Source organism: Nakamurella sp. (assembly GCF_044224575.1).
Lineage (GTDB): Bacteria > Actinomycetota > Actinomycetes > Mycobacteriales > Nakamurellaceae > Nakamurella.
In genome coordinates this window covers 1-16,456 of sequence record NZ_JBGAKE010000009.1, presented here as the reverse complement: position 1 = coordinate 16,456, position 16,456 = coordinate 1, and the positions used below count along the sequence as shown (strand labels likewise).

The window sequence follows — 16,456 nt, the reverse complement described above, 5'->3', positions numbered from 1 at the left end:
ATGGACGCTGCCCTGCGCCGAGCCCTCGATGCCGAACTCGAGGTGATTCGCGCTGATCCACCGGGCGCGGTCGGCTTCGGGGAGAAGGCCTACCTGCCGTACTCGACGACCGTCGGTCAGGGGCTGGTCTCCGCACCGGACCGGGAGGTGACGCGGTTGTTGTCCGACGCCATCGACCGGGCCACCGAGATCACCGAGATCACCGAGCCGCCCGATCCCGTGTTCGCGCTGGCCCTGCTGCATGTGGTCGGGCAGCGAGCGGACGACCTCGTCGACGGGGTCTTGATACGTGCCCTCGGCGCGGAGGCCCTGATGCCGACGGCGGCCTACCTCCTGGGCCGGGCCGGCTATCGCGGATACCCGGCCCGGCGCCGCGATGAGGCCGCGGTGCTGCGCGCGCTGCGCGAACACCTCGACGACCCCGGTGATTTCGTCGACCCGTTCCTGCGCAGGTCTTTCCCGGGCCGCGACTTCGTGATCGCCGCCCTCGTCCGGCTTGTGGGGGTCGAACAATTCACCGGGGTCGACGAGCGGCAGGCGCCGATGGTCGGGTTGGCCCTCCCCGACTTCTCGGACGCCCAGCGCACGGAGCTGGTCAGGCAGCTGACCCGCCCCCGCTGACCGAGCGGCGCGGACGTCGGCCCGCTCATCGCCGCCCGGAGCCGGACGTCGCTGCCCGACGTGGCCGAGACCGGCCGGGAGAGAGGGTCGGCTGTGTGTGAGGAGCCCGCGAAGCCACGACCTGTCACCGTGTGATAGTCCAAGGCACGAACGACTGCACACTCGAGGATGATGGGCGGGGGCCGGTGGTGGTGAATGCCGAGGAACGGCGTCGACTCATTCTCGAACAAGCCCGTCGGACCGGTCACGCCACTGTCTTCGATCTTGCCGAGCAGATGGAAACGTCACCGGAGACTGTCCGTCGGGATCTGCGGGTGTTGGAGGACCACGGGCTGATTCGACGGACCCACGGCGGCGCCTACCCGATCGACACGGCGGGTTTCGAAACGACGGTGTCGCGGTCCGCGGGACTGCTCCTTCCGCAAAAGCGGCGCATCGCCATGGCGGCCGCCGGCATGGTCAACGACGCCGACACGCTCTACCTGGATGAGGGGTTCACCCCCGGCCTGGTCGCGGACGAGCTGACCAAGCAGGCCAGAAGGCTCACGGTGGTGACGTCGTCCCTGTCCGCCGCTCAGACCCTCGCTCCGGTGAATTCGATCTCGGTGCTGCTGCTGGGCGGACGGGTGCGCGCTGCCTCCATGGCCACCGTCGATCATTGGGCGACCGACATGCTGTCCGATCTGGTGATCGATGTGGCCATCCTGGGGACCAACGGCGTTTCCATCGAACGTGGCCTGACCACCCCCGAACCCTCGGTGTCCGCGGTGAAACGCAAGGTGGTCGAGGCTTCTCGGCGCCGGCTGATGGTCGGCGTGCACACCAAGTTCGGCTACAACAGCTTCTGCCGGTTCGCCGATGTCGCCGAGTTCGAAGCGCTGGTCACCGATACCGGACTATCGGTGACGGCTGCCCACCGGTACGCGGCCTTGGGGCCCGAGGTCGTTCGTGCCTGAACGGCACCCCGTCACGTCGCGGCAGGGCCGCTCATAGTTCCGCAGCCCAGGGCGGATCGGCGCCCGGACGTGAGCAGGTGACGGCGGCCACCCGGGCCGCGAACTCCAGCGCCGCGCCCGTTTGGCCGATGGTGAGGTGGTCGAGCCGCCCACCGAAGGCGCCCGCCTCGGCGAGGTGGTGCAGCAGCCCGGCGTGGAACGAGTCGCCGGCGCCGACAGTATCCACCAGAGCGGTCGGGGCGATGGGCACGGTGATCCGCTCCCCGCGCAGCGACGCGAACGCGCCGGCCGCGCCCAGGCTCACGACCACCAGCGCGACTCCCAGCTGGTGCAGGTGGGTGGCTGCCTGTCCGGGTGTCCATCCGGGCCAGAGCTGATCGAGGTCGTCCTCGGACAGCCGGATGATGTCGGACAGCGCGGCCCACCCATCGATGCGCTGCCGGTAGACGATCGCGGGAACCAGGTTGGTCCGGAGGTTCGGATCAACGGAGATGGTCATCCGGCCGCGGGCGCGGGCGAGCAGGTTCTCGATGGCCGTCCCGGAGGGTTGGAGGGCGAGCGCCAGAGTTCCGGTGTGGATCGCCAGGGGGTGGCCGGCAGCGCCGCCCTGGGCGTCCAGGACCGGGGCGAGGGACTCGTCGGTCCAGCCCCAGTCGGCCGTTCCTTCCGTGTAGAACTCGTAGCTGGCGGCCCCGCCGGCGTCGAGCCGGGCGATGGCCAGCGTCGCGGGCCGGTCCACCACCACCGAGGTGGACAGGTCGACCCCGGAGGCTTCGAGTGTGGCCCGGCACAGTGCGCCGAGCGCCCCGTTGGACAGGCGGCCGGCGAAGCGGGCGGTGGTACCCAAGCGAGCCAGGGCGACGGCAGTGTTGGCCGGGCCGCCTCCGGGGTGCACGGTGAGGTGGGCGACTCCGTCGACCACTGCCCCGGGCGGCAGGACGGCATCGGCCACGATCTCACCGACGACGGCGATGGTGGACATCTGGTGCTACACCGTCCTCGGGTCGTCGGAGATCCCGGCGGGCGGCCGGAGAAGCGTGGCCGCGCCGGATATCAGGAGGCAGCCCGGATCGGTGCGGCTCACTTGACGGCCCCGAGGGAGAGTCCTTGGACCAGCTTGTCCTGGGCGGCGAACCCGGCGACCAGCACCGGCAGGCACACCACGGTGGTGGCGGCACAGAGCTGGGCCAGGAACAGACCTTGCGAGGTGACAAAGCCGGTGAGGTAGACCGGGGCGGTCTGGGCGACGACCCCGGTCAGGACCTTGGCGAAAAGCAGCTCGTTCCAGGCGAAGATGAAGCAGATCAGCGCGGTGGCGGCGATGCCGGGGGAGATGATCGGCATGATGATCCGGCGCAGGGTCTGGATCAGGTTGGCGCCGTCGATGGACGCGGCCTCGAACAGCGCCGGGGGAACGTCGGCCAGGAACGACCGGAGCATCCAGATCGCGATCGGCAGGTTCATCGCCGTGTAGATGATCATCAGGAACCAGATGTTGTCCAGCAGGCCGATTCCCGCTGCGATCAGGTAGATGGGCATCAGGCCGGCCACGGCGGGCAGCATCTTGGTCGTCAGGAAGAAGAACATCACGTCCGTCCACTTGCGGACCGGCTTGACCGACAAGGCGTAGGCCGCCGGGATCGCCAGCATGATCACCAGGATCGTCGACCCGACGGAGGCCCAGGCGGAGTTGATCAGCGAGGGCCACGGGCTGGCGCCGGATTCGCCGCCGAAGAAGGCCCGGTACCCGTCGAGGGTCAGCGGCGCGAAGAGGTCCGGCGGGTTGGACGCCGCGTCGATCTCGGAGTGGAAGCTGGTCAGCACCATGTACAGCACCGGGGTGATGAAGACGATGCCGATGGCCCAGGTGAGCACGGTCAGGGCAGCCTTGCCGAGCCGGTTCTTGGTCGCCGGTGTGCCCGGCGCGGTCCGGCCGGCGGCGGTGGAGGCGCGGGGCGCGAGGGTGGTGGTCATTTTCCGCCGTCCTTTGCGAGCAGGCTGGACACGTTCTTCACCGCGAAGGTGGCGATCAGGATCGAACCGAGCACCACGATCACCCCCTGCGCCGAGGCAAGTCCGTAATCCTGGGCGGTGAATAGCGTCTGGTAGATGGTGAACGGCAGGTTGGCCGTGCCGAGCGCACCGGAGGTGATCGTGTAGACCGCGTCGAAGGTCTGCACGACGTAGATCGCGCCGAGCAGGCCGGCCAGTTCCAGGTACTGCCGCATGTGGGGCAGGGTCATGTGCACGAACATCTGCCAGGGATTGGCGCCGTCGACCGCGGCGGCCTCGAGCACCTCGGCCGGCCGGGACTGCAGGCCGGCCAGCAGGATCAGGGTCATGAACGGGGTCCACTGCCAGATCAGGGTGACCTCGATCGAGCCCAGCGGGAACTGGGTGATCCAGTCGACCTGCGGGGCGTCGGTGCTGCCGAAAATGCCCCACACCCAGGTGATCACCCCGTTGAGCAGGCCGAAGATCGGGTTGTAGATCGCGTGCTTGAACAGCAGGGCGGCGGCCACCGGGACGATCAGGAACGGGGTGATCATCATCGTGCGGACCAGCCCCCGACCCAGGAAGACCCGGTTGAGCAGCAGGGCGATGCCCAGGCCCAGGACCAGGCTGACCAGCACGACGGTGACCGTCATCAGGATCGTCACCCAGACCGACCGCAGCAGGTCCGGGTCGGTGAAGACCTTGACGTAGTTGGAGAGTCCGGCGAATCCCTTGAGGTCGGGGCGGTAGGCGTTCCAGTTCATGAACGAGATGCCCAGGGTCGCCACGAAGGGCAGCTGGGTCAGGATGATCGTGAAGACCAGCGCCGGCAGCAGCGGGATGCGCCGGATCCACGCCTGTTTCGGGGTGAGGTCGAGATTGTTCGGCGCGTGGGCCGGTGGGGGCGCGATGGCCGTGGTGGTGCTCATGCGGGAACCTCCGAGTCGGAGCGGATGCCGGCGGGCGTCGGTGGGCGTTGAGTGCGGCGGCTGGTCATTGCTGGTAGGTCACCCCGACCTTGGTGGCGAGTTCCTGGCCCCGGTTCAGGGCGTCCTGGACACTCAGCTGACCGGCAATGGCGCTGGAGATGTCCTGCGAGACCTTGGTTCCCAGTGCGGTGAATTCCGGGATGCCGACGAACTGGATGCCGACGGTCGGTCGCGGCTGCACGCCCGGATCGGTGGGATTGGCTTCGGTGATCGCTGTCTTGGTCGGCTCCGCGAAGGCCGCGGCCGCGCTCAGGTACTGCGGGTTCTCGTATGTCGACGAGCGCTTGCCGGCCGGCACCCGGGACCAGCCGAGCTCGTTGCCGACCAGGTTCTCGTAGCCCTTGCCGGAGGCCCAGGAGATGAACTTCCAGGCATCCGTCGACTTCTGGGTGTTCTTCTCGATCGCCCACGACCAGGCGTAGAGCCAGCCCGATGACGCGGTCTTCTCCACCGGGGCCTGGGCGTAGGCCAGCTTGCCCTTGACCGGCGAATCCGCCGCCTCCAGGATGCCGGCGGCCGAGGTGGCGTCATACCACATCGCGACCTTGGACTGCGCCAGCGCGGTCAGGCATTCGGTGAAACCCGCTGACGGGGCGCCGAGTTCGCCGTGCTGCTGGACCAGGTTGACGTAGAAGTCGGTCGCCTCGGTGAAGCCGGGACCGTTGACCTGCGCCGTCCAGTCCTTGTCGAACCAGGTACCACCGAAGGTGTTGACCACGGTGGTCAGCGGCGCGATGACCTGTCCCCACCCGGGCTGGCCGCGCAGGCAGATTCCCCGCATGTCGGGCTCGGCGTGGTCGACCGTGGCGGCGATGTCGGCGACCTGCTGCCAGGTCGGCCGTTCCGGCATCACCACACCCTTGGCGTCCAGAATGTCCTTGCGGTACATCAGGAACGAGGACTCGCCGTAGAACGGCTCGCCGTAGAGCACGCCGTCCGCGCTCAGCGATTGGGTCATCGACGGGAAGATGTCCGGCTGGTCGAACTCGGGGTCGCCGGCGACGAAGTCGTCGAGCGGGTAGAGCCAGTTGTTGCCCGCGTAGATCGGGATCTCGAAGTTCGACAGGGAGGCCACGTCGTACTGGTTGGCCTGGCTGCTGAACTCCTGGGAAACCTTGTCCCGCAGGTCGTTCTCGGGCAGGACGGTGTAGTTCACCGTGATCCCGGTCTGCGCGGTGAAGTTGTCGGCGGTGAGCCGCTGCAGGTCGACCATCTGCGGGTTGTTCACCATCAGCACGTTGATGGAGTGGCCGGTGTCCGATTTCCCGCCGGCGCCGGCCGCGCAGGCGGTGGTGCTGGCCAGCAGTGCGACGGCGACGACGCCGATGGCGATCCGCCCCCGGGATCGACTGGCTCGACGGGCTCTCCGGTGAGGGGCTCGCATGGGTTTCCTCTCGGTTGAACAGGATGGTGGGGGCGCGCGGGCGACACCGGTCGAGCGGATCGCTCGACCGGTGGCCGGTGGTGGGTTTCTGTGGGAGGTGGTGGGACCGCCGGGGATCGGCGGTGCGCGGCGGGGGTGGCCCGCTACACGCGGATCACCTCGGGGCCGAGCGCGGCATAGCGACGGGCGTCACCGGCGGACAGGCCGGTGTCGCTGACGAGCGTGTGGAAGTCGGCGACGTCGGCGAACTTGCAGAAGCTGTTCGTGCCGAACTTGGTGTGGACGCCGACGAACAGGCGCCGTCGGGACACTTCGATCACCTTGTGCTTGACCGCGGACACCGCCGGATCCGGTGTGGTCAGGCCGCGGTCCCGGGAAATGCCGTTCGTGCCCAGGATGGCCAGATCGATGATCAGGTCGGACAGCATGGTGGTTGCCCAGTGGTCCACCGTGCCCAGCGTGCGTCCGCGGACCCGGCCGCCGAGCAAGATCACCGACATCGTCTCGACCGGGGCCAGTGCACCGGCGACGGCCAGCGACGCCGTCACCATGGTCAACGGGCGCTGGAGCTTGATCAGTTCCTCGGCGACCAATTGCGGGGTGAAGCCCTCGTCCAAATAGATCGTCTCGGCCTCACCCAGCTTGCCGGCGGCGGCCGCCGCGATGCGACGCTTCTCCGGCACCCGGTGGCCCGAGCGGTACGTCATGGTGGTCTCGAAGCCGGCACCGTCGGTCGGGTAGGCGCCGCCATGGGTGCGCCGCACCAGGCCGTGGTCTTCCAGCACCTTCAGATCGCGGCGGATCGTCTCCGCGGCCACCTCGAGCCGGCCGGCAATGTCGGCGACATCGATGTGCCCGTTCCCTCTGGCGTGCTCGAGGATGAGCCGGCGCCGCTTCTCACCCGCCTCCGTACGCATCGACCCACACCCGTCCTTCGCCGTTGTTGTCCGAGTTCACCTGCACGTGCCTGCCATACCGTGGATCTTCGGTGGCGTGCCCGGTCAGGCCCGTCGTGCGGTGGGGCCGAGACCCGCGGTCAAAGAATGACCCCCGGCGGCGCACCCGTCCAGTGTTTGTCCGGTCATGGCCGTGCCCGGTTCGTGCCCGCTTTGCCGGGCCGTCCTGGGGCTGATCGGCGGTGTCGGTCCGCCCGGCGGCCGCGGTGATGCCCGAATGACCGACTCCTGATGCCCGAAGCGGTTGGCTTTCGGGCAATGATGCCGCCGGGTCAGGTCGCCAGAACCCCGCGGGCGACTCCGGTGCGGACCTTGGTTCGGTACTCGCGTGGCGTCATTCCGGTCTCGGCCCGGAACTGGCGGTTGAAGTTGGAGAGATTCTGGTAGCCGGCATCGAAACAGACCTCGGCGATGGGGCGGTCGGTCCGGAACAGCAGGGTGCACGCCCTGATCACCCGCAGGCGGCGGACGGTGTCGGCAAAGCCACTTCCCGCGGCGCGCAGGAAGAACCGGGAGAGCCCGGACGGCGTCATGCCGATGATTGCCGCCGCTTCGTCCAAACGGATCTCTCCGGCGAGGTTGTCGGTGATGTAGCGAAGCACCGCATCCACCTTCAGCTGCGCCGGCGCGTCCAGCGGAGCCCCGGCGGGGCTTTGCGAGAGCGTGTGCTGCTCATGCGTGGGTGCGTCGGCGAGCAGGCTCAGGAGGCCGAAGACCCGTTGCAGCCGGTGCAGACCGCTGCTGCTTCCGATGCGTTCCAGTTCGATCGCCGCCTCGGCCGCGGTGCGGCCGGTGTACTCGATTCCCCGGTTGGCCGCGTGGAACAGGCTGATCGCCTCCGCGGCTTCGGGGAGGTCCTCAGCCAGCCGGTTGATGCGCGCGGGATCGATCTGCAGAACAACGTCGCGACCCACGACCAGTTCATCGGGATCGAGGTCGGAGATCCAGTTGTGGGGCAGGTGCGACCCGACCAGCACGAAGTGTCCCGGCCCGAAGGGGCCGATGTGATCCCCGACGAACGCGAGCCCGCTGCTCCGCCGGATCAGGTGCACCTCCACCTCGGGATGGGTATGCCACCGAGCCAGTGGGTGCGGAAAGTCGTGCTGGTGCCACCGAACGCTGCTGGCCAGATCGGGCACCACGATCTCGGCCGCCGGTGACCGACCGGTCAGCGGCGTCGACGGATCACGCTTGACGACCCCGTCGGACTCGACCACCGAACCTCCTTCAACCAGCCTGCGTCGATACCGGCCTAGCCCTCAGCCGCCACCCGGCAAGTCAAATTAGTACCAGTCAGGCGGTTCTGTGGCTATAGATCGGAACCCGTCCGGCCGCCAGGATGGTCTTACCGGTTGCTGCTGAACGTTGCAGAGCGGCACTCGGCCCCGCCCCCCATCCAGCACAACGAGGTGACCCCGTGTCTGCACGACTGCCACGTTCCTTGATCATCGGCTACGCCGCGATCGCCCTGTTCATGACCGGCGACGGTTTCGAGTTGACCTTCCTGGCAAGGTATCTGGTCGACCTGGGCTACACGCCGGTGGATGCCGCACTGGCGTTCAGTGTGTACGGCTTCGTCGCCGCGATCGCCGCCTGGTGTTCGGGGGTGATCGCGGAAATGTTCGGCGCCCGGCGGGTCATGGTGATCGCCGGCATCGCCTGGCTGGTGTTGCAGGTCGTGTTGCTCAGCGTCGGCCTGAACTCCGGCAGCCTGCCGCTGATCCTGATGATCTACGGGTTGCGAGCCGCGGCCTACCCGATGTTCATCTATTCCTTCGTGGTGCAGATCGCCCAGACCGTTGACCGGTCGCGGCTGGCGACGGCAATGGGCTGGTACTGGGCGGCGTACTCGCTGGGCATCGGGGTGCTGGGCACCTACCTGCCGAGTTGGTTGCTGCCGGTGCTGGGTGAGCAGCTGACCCTGTGGTTGGCCCTGCCGTGGGTCGCCGCCGGTGTGGTGCTGGCCGCGTGGAGCGCCTACCGCTACCGGGGCACCGCCCAGGAACGGCCGACGGGTATGAATTCGTCGCAAAAGCTGCGGGAAATGGCCCGGGGCGCCACCATTCTGGTCGAGAACCGGCAGATCCTGGTCCTGGCGATCGTCCGGGTCATCTGCAACCTCACCCTGTTCGGGTTCCCGGTCATCATGCCGCTGTACCTGTCGACCAACAGCTACGACGGTGTCGCGGTACTGGAGGTGACCCAGTGGATGCAGCTGTGGGGCCTGATGTTCGCCGTCACCATCGTGACCAACGTGCTCTGGGGCCGCATCGGTGACCGGTTCGGCTGGATGCGGCAGATGCGCTGGTACGGCTGTGTCGGCTGCGCCGTGGCCACCCTGGCCTTCTACTACCTGCCGCAGTGGACCGGCCCGAACATGCTCGCCCTGGGTGGCGCAGCGGTACTGCTGGCCGTCGCCGTCTCCGCCTTCGTCCCGATGGGTGCGGTCTTCCCGGCGCTGGCTCCGGAGCACACCGGTGCCGCCGTCTCGGCGCACAACCTGGCCGCCGGGGTCTCCACGTTCCTCGGCCCGGCCATCGCCATGGTGCTGCTGCCCATCGCCGGCATCGGCGGGGTCTGCTGGGCCTACGCCGTGCTGTACCTGATCGGCGCCGGCCTGACCTACTTCGTCCGGCCCGACCAGCCCGGCATCACCACCAAGACCAAGACCCACTCCACCGAGCTCGCGGCGACTGCTGCCTGACCGCTGCCTGACCCTTCAGCTGCCCGTGCACCACCAAGCTTGCCCCCCACCCGCTGTTCACCGACGAAAGCGATGATCATGACCACGATTCCGACCACCACGACCGCCCTGACCAACCCGGCCGCGGCCGAGGTCCCCGGCCCGATGCGGCGGGCCGTGGCCGAGCCGAACCACGGCGTCCGGCTGGAGACGGCGCCGATCCCCACGCCGGCGCCGGGCCAGGCCCTCGTCCGCAGCACCCTGATCGGGATCTGCGGATCGGACACCCACGCCATCGCCGGCCAACACCCCTTCCTGACCAGCCGCTACCTGCCCGGCCACGAGGCGACAGGCACGGTGATCGCACTCGGCGACGGCGTCGCCGAGTTGACCGTCGGGCAGCGCGTGCTGCTCAAGCCGAACGTCGCCTGCGGCGACTGTCAGAACTGCGGCGCCGGCCGCTCCAACGCCTGCGAGAACCTGACCTGGATCGGATGCGATCCGTCGTTGGGGTGGGCGGGCGCGATGGCCGACTACTTCGTCGCCCCGGAACGGAATTTGTTCCCGGTGCCGGACGGCGTGGACGACCCGACCGCGGCGCTGGTGGAGTGTCTGGCCACGCCGGTGCACGCGGTCCGGATCGCCGGTGAGATCAAGGGCTCCCGGGTGGTCGTGCTGGGTGCGGGCACGATCGGTGTGCTGTGCGTCGTGGCGGCCCTGCACGCGGGCGCGGCCTCGGTCGTGGTGACCGATCTGGATCCCGGCAAGCTCGAACGGGCCAAGCGGGCGGGTGCCCACGGTGCGGTGCAGGCCGGCGATCCGGACGTCAACGAGCAGGTCCTGGCCGAGTTGGGTGGCCCGGCCGACGTCGTGCTGGACTGCGTCACCAACCAGCGGTCGCTGAACCAGGCCGTTGCGCTGCTCCGGCGGGCCGGCACCCTCGCGGTCGTCGGCGTGCCGCCCCGCGACGCGACGCTGCCGATGCCGCTGATCCAGGACTGGGAGATCCGCATCCAGGGCTGCGCCGCCTACACCGAAGCCGACATGCAGACGGCGCTGACCATCGCCGCCGACGGGGGCCTGCCCACCGACGAGATCGTTTCCCGCACTTTCGGTCTGGACGAGGTCGACGAGGCCTTCGCCCGGGCCAAGGCTGACAGCTCGGGCAAGGTTCTGGTCACGCCCGCACGCTGACTCCACGAGCCCCTCACCGGCCGGCCGACTTCGGCCGGCCGGTGAGGCGTTTCGGTCAGCCGGGGCCCGTGGCTGGCAGTACCGGTAGCAGTAGCTGGGAGTCGGCGAAGATCTCGTTGACGGCACTGGTGCCGACCGGGGTGTGCCGGAAGTTCATGATCGCCGGGCGGTCCGCCGGTTGATCGTCGGACGTCAGGACCAACCGGATCCGGTGGCGGCCCGGAACCGGCGGGCGTTGGGCACCAGCGGGATGCGGTACTCGACGGGTTCACCGACCGGCACGATCTGTGGATGACGGCAGGGCAGCGTCGGCGCGCCGGGACGGCTGGTCTGTTCGTCCACGGCGCGCATGCTCGCCCGCAGGAAGCCCGCGGTGACGTCGACCGTGGTGCCGTCCTCGTCGACGTCCTGCAGGACCGCGATCCAGGCAGTATCGGATGCGGTGCTGGCCGCGTGCAGCCGCAGTTCGATCTCGCCGACCACGTCGGTGTCCTGGGCCAGCGGGACGGTGTCCCAGGACAGCAGGCCCGGCAACGGGAACGGGTTGGCGTTGGGCATCCGGTTCAGGCCGGCGCCCTCGCACAGGTACCGGCGCGATGCCGCCCCGTCCGGGTCGCCGCCCAGGGTGCCGTCGGCGCCGAGCGCGAACACGCGGTGCTCCGCAGACGGGGGCCAGGCGTCGGCGGTGCGCCAGTCGTCCTGGCCAGGCAGCAGGTAACGCACCGCGGGCCCGTCCATGATCCCGGTGTCCCGCCCCTTGAGCCAGTGGTCGAACCAGGCCAGCGCCTCCACGTGCAGGCTCTCCCACGGCCAGGTGAGACCGAACTCGCCGAGCATGCCCATCCGGGCCGGTACGTCCGGACAAGGTAGTTCCACCCGAGACTCAGGATGTGGACGGCGAGGGCAGGCGGCGGAAGGCCTCCAGAGCGACGTACATCTCGGCGGCCGCGACGGGATCGTCGAACGACTTGCCGGTCAGCTGCTCGATGCGGCGGAGTCGGTGGCGCACCGTATTGGGATGGCAGAAGAGATACTTGCCCATCTCGATGGTGGATCCTTTTGCCTTGTAGAAGGTGTCGATGGTTTCCAGGAGCAGGTCTCGTTGCTCGGCGTCGAGGTCCAGGATCGGACCCAGGGTCTGCTGGGCGATTCGGTAGGAGGTGGTGGGTGAGCTGGCGACCAGGGTGGCCATCGGCGAGTCGTCGAACACGCAGACCTCGACCCGGCCGGCCGGGACGCTGGCCAGCGCGATCCGGGCCAGGTGCATCGCCTCGGCGGTCCGTTCCAGATGGCTATAGGTCGGGCTGACCCCGATCCGGCCGTTCGCCGCGCCCTGCAGCACCTCGGTGAGGATGCCGACCGGGGTGGCCGGGCGGAACGACACGATGCCGACCTGCTGGTCCGGCCGGAGTCGCCACGCGGATCCGATGTCACGGGCTCGCAGGTGATGCTCGACGGTGGGGAGGGCCGGCTGGGCCAGCGAGATCGTCTCGGCGACGACGACGACGAATCTGCCCTGGTACGGCAGCGACAGCAGATCAGCGGCCTCCCACACGGTCTTGGTGGTGGTGGCGGTTCCCTCCAGAAGGGCCGCGACCAGGGCCGATCGGGTTTGATCTTCCCGCACGGCCCGTTCGGTCATCACGTCCCGGTAGGCCGAGATCATCTCCGTGGTGAACATCTCGTTCAGCGTCCACACATCGGAGGCGGCGCGGACCAGATCAGCGTCCGAAACGAGTGCGGTGCGGTGCGCCTCGTCCGCGACCACGTCCCACATGAACGCAAAGCCGATGCGGAATGCGCTGAGCACGGCGGACAGGGGAGCGCCCTGCGCGGCGCGCCTCGCCCCGGTTCGGCGAGGTGCCGACAGGTCGTGCGGACCCAGTGCACCCAGGCGGCCGAACATGAACTCGAGATTGTCCCGGCAGGATTCGATCAGGTCCGATCGGGGGACCGGCCCACCGGGCCGGTAGAGGTGTACCTGGTCGGCGATCCGCTCGGCCAACTCCTCGGCCAACCGGTCCAGCCGTTCCAACAGCGACGTGGCCAACACCGTGATGGAGGCATCGGGGTCACGCCTGGTGGGGTTCGGGTCCTGCACGGGGCGAAGCATAGGCACCCGGACGAGTCTCCGCCGCCCGTTGTGCGGCGCCACTGAAGAACGGGTCCGATGGTGTGCCGGCGTCCATCGACCGATGCCGGGCTGCTGAGTTTGGATGTGATGGCGGGGAGCTGCGGAACCGTCCGGACCGGAAGTCGGACGGGGCGGCCGGACAAAGGAGTCATCGTGGACCCGGGACCAGCATCGGGAAGGGTGCGAGAGCCGGATCGGCCGACGCCTTCGGCATTCCGGCCGAGCGTGACCGGTGACGCGGGTACCACCGCGTCGAGCGTGGTGAACCGGCCGGCGGGGATCGTCGTCGACCGGATCAACCAGTACACCGAACGGATCATCGGCGCGTCGCGATCCACCCACTACGGGCTCCTGCAGGCTCACGAGCATGCGCTCCGCGAGATCGCGGACTGCGGTTCGGACGGGTCGGGTTCGGCGTCCGAGTGGTCGCGGGCGCTGACCCGGGCCCACGCGATCTTCCTCGAGGAGGTCTGTTCGGCCTACATCGCCACGGCCGATGGCCCGTCCGTAACGCCGCAGGCCACCGACCGGCACACCGTCGAGCGAATCCATGCCCTCAACGAGCAGATCATCCGGCGCACCGCCGGCGAGGGGCCGCGTCTGCTCGAAGGGTACCGGGCGGTGTTACAGGCAGTCGTCGACTTCTCCCGGGACACCCTGGGCGCCAACCAACTCGAGTGGATTGCGGCGGTCACAGGTTCCTATACCCGGTTGCTCGACGAGCTCAGTTCCGTGGACGGCGGCGCGAACGTGGCCGTGGTGGGTCCACCGTGAGTGATCGTCCGCCCACGCCCGCGACGGCCTGCTCGCCGCTGCTCTCGCCCACCCATTCCATCGCACCGAGGAGTGCCGCATGAGACTTCCCGTCGAGTCGCTGACCGGAGGGCTGGCCCGGGACAAGGTGGTCACCGCCGCCGAGGCGGTCGCCCTGATCCGCGACGGCGACGCCGTGGTGGTGGAGGGCTTCGCCGGCCAATGCTTCGCCGAGGAACTGACCCTGGCCCTGGAGGAGCGCTTCCTCAAGACGGGTTCGCCGCGCGACCTGACGATCGCGTTCGCCGTCGCGCAGGGCGACCGCCAGGGGCGCGGGACCGAACGACTGTGCCACCCGGGTCTGCTGCGGCGGGCGGTGGGCGGGCACTGGGGGATGTCCGGGGCGCTCGGCCGGCTGGCCGTGGAGAACTCGATCGAGGCGTACAACCTGCCCCAGGGGGTGATCGCCCAACTGTTCCGCGACACCGCCGCGGGTAAGCCCGGCCTGCTCACCAAGGTCGGCCTGGGCACCTTCGTCGACCCGCGGCACGGCGGCGGCAAGATCAACGACCGGACGACCGACGACGTCGTCGAGCTGATGACGATCGGCGGCGAGGAGTACCTGTTCTACAAGGCGTTCGACCGGCTGGACATCGCGTTCCTGCGCGGCACCACGGCCGACCCGGCCGGCAACATCACCATGGAGCACGAGGCGCTCTTCCTGGAGCAGTTGGCGGTGGCCACCGCCGTGCACAACCGCGGCGGCCTGGTCGTGGTCCAGGTCGAGCGCATCGCCGACGACGGCGTGCTGCGACCCAAGGACGTCAAGATTCCGGGTGTGCTGGTCGACTGCGTGGTGGTGTCCACCCCCGAACGGCACTGGCAGACGTTCGGCACCCGCTATTCGGCGGCCCTGAGCGGCGAGCTGCGGGTGCCGTTGTCCGGCGTGGCCGCGTTGCCCCTCTCGCCGCGCAAGGTGGTCGCCCGGCGGGCCGCCATGGAATTGCGGCCCAACTCGGTGGTGAACCTGGGAATCGGGATGCCCGAGGGAGTAGCCAACGTCGCCGCCGAGGAACACGTCCTTGACTACATCACGCTGACCGCGGAACCCGGCGTCATCGGTGGAATGCCCCTCGGCGGGCTCGATTTCGGTTCGGCGATCAACGGCCACGCCATCCTGGACCAGCCTGCGCAGTTCGACTTCTACGACGGCGGCGGGCTCGACGCGGCCTTCCTGGGGATGGCCCAGGCCGACCGGCAGGGCAACGTCAACGTCAGCCGGTTCGGCCCGAAGCTGGCCGGCTCCGGCGGCTTCATCAACATCAGCCAGAACGCCAAGAAGGTGATCTTCATGGGGACCTTCCTGGCGCCCAGCCGCACCCAGGTGCGGGACGGCCGGATCGAGGTCACCGACGGCGTGGCCGCCGCGAAGTTCCTCAACGAGGTCGAGCAGCGCACCTTCTCCGGGCAGTACGCCGCGGCCGCGGGCCGGCCGGTGCTGTACGTGACCGAACGCTGCGTCTTCCGGCTCACCCCGGACGGGCTGGAACTGATCGAGATCGCGCCCGGTCTCGACGTCGAACGGGACGTGCTGCGGCACGTCGGATTCAGCCCCATCGTCAACGGCGATCCCGCGCCGATGGACGCCCGGATCTTCCGGGACCCGCCGATGGGGTTGCAGGACGACCTGTTGACCGTCCCGTTGGAGGCCCGGTTCGCCTACGACCCGGAGCGCAACATGTTCTTCCTGAACATGGAGGGGATGTCCCTGCGGACCCCGGCCGACGTCGAGGCGATCGGCACGGAGGTGGACAAGCGGCTGTCGGCGATCGGCAAGAAGGTCCGGATCGCCGTGAACTACGACAACTTCCACCTGGCCCCGGACATGGCCGACGCCTACATCGCGGTCGTGCGCGGGCTGGCCGACCGCTACTACGCGAGCGTGACCCGCTACACCACCAGCTCGTTCATGCGGCTCAAACTCGGCGGCCAGTTGACCGAGCGGGGGCTGTCACCGCACATCTACGAGAGCCGCCAAGAGGCGGTCGGCTGGCTCACCGCCACCGGCGCCGGGCTCGACCCCTACCTCATCAAGGGGAGCTGACGACGATGCCCACCGGCACGCACACCGAGATTGCCACCCCGACGGACCTGCTGGACCTGCCCGGCAGCGTGCTGGGCACCAGCAACTGGGTGGACATCACGCAGGACCAGGTCGACACGTTCGCCGACGCGACCGGAGATCACCAATGGATCCACGTCGACCCGCAGCGGGCCAAGGACGGACCGTTCGGCGGCACGATCGCCCATGGGTACCTGACGCTGTCACTGGCGCCCATGTTCCTGGCCGAGGTGGTCCGGGTTCAGCACTGCTCCGAGGTGCTGAACTACGGGGTGAACAAGGTCCGGTTCCCGGCGCCCGTGCCGGTCGGCAGTCGGGTGCGCAGCGTGATCACGCTGACCGCGGCCACCGAACGAACCGGCGGCGGGGTGGAGGCGACATTCGGCCTGCGGTACGAGATCGAAGGGGCCGACCGGCCCCCGTGCATCGCCGAAACCGTCTATCTCTACCGGTGACTCGAGCCAAGGAAGCGATGATGACCACCAGCGACGTCGGCCGGTCCGAACGCGCATCGATGCTGACGATCGGCCGCCGGCCGCTGGCCGTCCGGGTGCGACCCGGCGCAGGCACCGGCCCGCCGCTGGTGCTGATGAACGGCATCGGGGCGACCATGGACGTGCTGGATCCGTTCGTCGACGCCCTCGACCCGGCCATCGAGGTGGTGCGCTT

Annotated in this window: 14 protein-coding genes and 2 pseudogenes; 8 read left to right on the top strand and 8 right to left on the bottom strand. The window is 69.0% G+C overall.

Annotated features, from left to right (window positions below; genetic code table 11):
• Together ACILSK_RS11975 and ACILSK_RS11970 are read left to right on the top strand one after the other, a co-directional pair.
• A complete protein-coding gene (locus ACILSK_RS11975) occupies positions 1-621 on the top strand; it encodes a hypothetical protein (protein WP_395727389.1) in 621 nt (206 codons plus the stop codon).
• A 191-nt stretch (positions 622-812) separates the two neighbouring features.
• Complete coding sequence (locus ACILSK_RS11970; RefSeq protein WP_395727563.1) at positions 813-1,577, top strand: DeoR/GlpR family DNA-binding transcription regulator; 765 nt, start codon at positions 813-815, stop codon at positions 1,575-1,577.
• A gap of 31 nt (positions 1,578-1,608) precedes the next feature.
• Here the strand turns inward: ACILSK_RS11970 and ACILSK_RS11965 are convergent, their stop codons facing one another.
• The 6 genes from ACILSK_RS11965 to ACILSK_RS11940 all read right to left on the bottom strand — a co-directional run bounded on the left by ACILSK_RS11965 (position 1,609) and on the right by ACILSK_RS11940 (position 7,959).
• Positions 1,609-2,559 carry a carbohydrate kinase gene (locus ACILSK_RS11965; RefSeq protein ID WP_395727388.1) on the bottom strand — a complete coding sequence of 317 codons (951 nt, stop codon included), beginning with the start codon at positions 2,557-2,559 and terminating at the stop codon, positions 1,609-1,611.
• 98 nt (positions 2,560-2,657) lie between these two features.
• Positions 2,658-3,551 (bottom strand): carbohydrate ABC transporter permease, encoded by an 894-nt coding sequence (locus ACILSK_RS11960; RefSeq protein ID WP_395727387.1) that lies wholly within the window; start codon positions 3,549-3,551, stop codon positions 2,658-2,660.
• Entirely contained in the window at positions 3,548-4,501 is a 954-nt protein-coding gene (locus tag ACILSK_RS11955) for a carbohydrate ABC transporter permease (protein ID WP_395727386.1), read from the bottom strand. Before ACILSK_RS11955 ends, ACILSK_RS11960 begins: the two co-directional genes overlap by 4 nt.
• 64 nt (positions 4,502-4,565) lie before the next feature.
• On the bottom strand, positions 4,566-5,945 hold the full coding sequence (locus tag ACILSK_RS11950; protein ID WP_395727385.1) for an ABC transporter substrate-binding protein: 1,380 nt from the start codon (positions 5,943-5,945) through the stop codon (positions 4,566-4,568).
• Positions 5,946-6,088: 143 nt separating this feature from the next.
• Complete coding sequence (locus ACILSK_RS11945) at positions 6,089-6,862, bottom strand: DeoR/GlpR family DNA-binding transcription regulator (protein WP_395727384.1); 774 nt, start codon at positions 6,860-6,862, stop codon at positions 6,089-6,091.
• A gap of 311 nt (positions 6,863-7,173) precedes the next feature.
• Positions 7,174-7,959 carry a helix-turn-helix transcriptional regulator gene (locus ACILSK_RS11940; protein WP_395727383.1) on the bottom strand — a complete coding sequence of 262 codons (786 nt, stop codon included), beginning with the start codon at positions 7,957-7,959 and terminating at the stop codon, positions 7,174-7,176.
• 359 nt (positions 7,960-8,318) lie between these two features.
• Between ACILSK_RS11940 and ACILSK_RS11935 the strand changes: the two genes are divergently transcribed.
• Both ACILSK_RS11935 and ACILSK_RS11930 read left to right on the top strand, forming a co-directional pair.
• A complete protein-coding gene (locus ACILSK_RS11935; protein WP_395727382.1) occupies positions 8,319-9,605 on the top strand; it encodes an MFS transporter in 1,287 nt (428 codons plus the stop codon).
• Between the two features lie 78 nt (positions 9,606-9,683).
• A complete protein-coding gene (locus ACILSK_RS11930; protein WP_395727381.1) occupies positions 9,684-10,778 on the top strand; it encodes a zinc-binding dehydrogenase in 1,095 nt (364 codons plus the stop codon).
• Between the two features lie 55 nt (positions 10,779-10,833).
• On the opposite strand, the pseudogene ACILSK_RS11925 reads toward ACILSK_RS11930, so the two are convergent.
• Both ACILSK_RS11925 and ACILSK_RS11920 read right to left on the bottom strand, forming a co-directional pair.
• Positions 10,834-11,624 (bottom strand): annotated as a pseudogene (locus tag ACILSK_RS11925) (CocE/NonD family hydrolase C-terminal non-catalytic domain-containing protein); the annotation flags it as partial.
• A 37-nt stretch (positions 11,625-11,661) separates the two neighbouring features.
• Entirely contained in the window at positions 11,662-12,879 is a 1,218-nt protein-coding gene (locus ACILSK_RS11920) for a PucR family transcriptional regulator (protein ID WP_395727380.1), read from the bottom strand.
• Between the two features lie 258 nt (positions 12,880-13,137).
• On the opposite strand from ACILSK_RS11920, the gene ACILSK_RS11915 reads away from it, so the two are divergent.
• From ACILSK_RS11915 to ACILSK_RS11900, 4 genes and pseudogenes are all read left to right on the top strand, one after another.
• Positions 13,138-13,686, top strand: coding sequence for a hypothetical protein (locus ACILSK_RS11915; protein ID WP_395727379.1), 549 nt, complete (start codon positions 13,138-13,140; stop codon positions 13,684-13,686).
• A gap of 79 nt (positions 13,687-13,765) precedes the next feature.
• Positions 13,766-15,769 carry an acyl CoA:acetate/3-ketoacid CoA transferase gene (locus ACILSK_RS11910; RefSeq protein WP_395727378.1) on the top strand — a complete coding sequence of 668 codons (2,004 nt, stop codon included), beginning with the start codon at positions 13,766-13,768 and terminating at the stop codon, positions 15,767-15,769.
• Positions 15,770-15,774: 5 nt separating this feature from the next.
• A complete protein-coding gene (locus ACILSK_RS11905; protein WP_395727377.1) occupies positions 15,775-16,242 on the top strand; it encodes a MaoC family dehydratase in 468 nt (155 codons plus the stop codon).
• Positions 16,243-16,262: 20 nt separating this feature from the next.
• Positions 16,263-16,456, top strand: a pseudogene (locus ACILSK_RS11900) (poly(3-hydroxyalkanoate) depolymerase); the annotation flags it as partial.

Coding starts and splice junctions, on each gene's coding strand:
- ACILSK_RS11975 (WP_395727389.1), top strand. CDS start 1: ATGGACGCTGCCCTGCGCCGAGCCCTCGATGCCGAACTCGAGGTGATT.
- ACILSK_RS11965 (WP_395727388.1), bottom strand. CDS start 2,559: ATGTCCACCATCGCCGTCGTCGGTGAGATCGTGGCCGATGCCGTCCTG.
- ACILSK_RS11960 (WP_395727387.1), bottom strand. CDS start 3,551: ATGACCACCACCCTCGCGCCCCGCGCCTCCACCGCCGCCGGCCGGACC.
- ACILSK_RS11955 (WP_395727386.1), bottom strand. CDS start 4,501: ATGAGCACCACCACGGCCATCGCGCCCCCACCGGCCCACGCGCCGAAC.
- ACILSK_RS11950 (WP_395727385.1), bottom strand. CDS start 5,945: ATGCGAGCCCCTCACCGGAGAGCCCGTCGAGCCAGTCGATCCCGGGGG.
- ACILSK_RS11945 (WP_395727384.1), bottom strand. CDS start 6,862: ATGCGTACGGAGGCGGGTGAGAAGCGGCGCCGGCTCATCCTCGAGCAC.
- ACILSK_RS11930 (WP_395727381.1), top strand. CDS start 9,684: ATGACCACGATTCCGACCACCACGACCGCCCTGACCAACCCGGCCGCG.
- ACILSK_RS11910 (WP_395727378.1), top strand. CDS start 13,766: ATGAGACTTCCCGTCGAGTCGCTGACCGGAGGGCTGGCCCGGGACAAG.
- ACILSK_RS11905 (WP_395727377.1), top strand. CDS start 15,775: ATGCCCACCGGCACGCACACCGAGATTGCCACCCCGACGGACCTGCTG.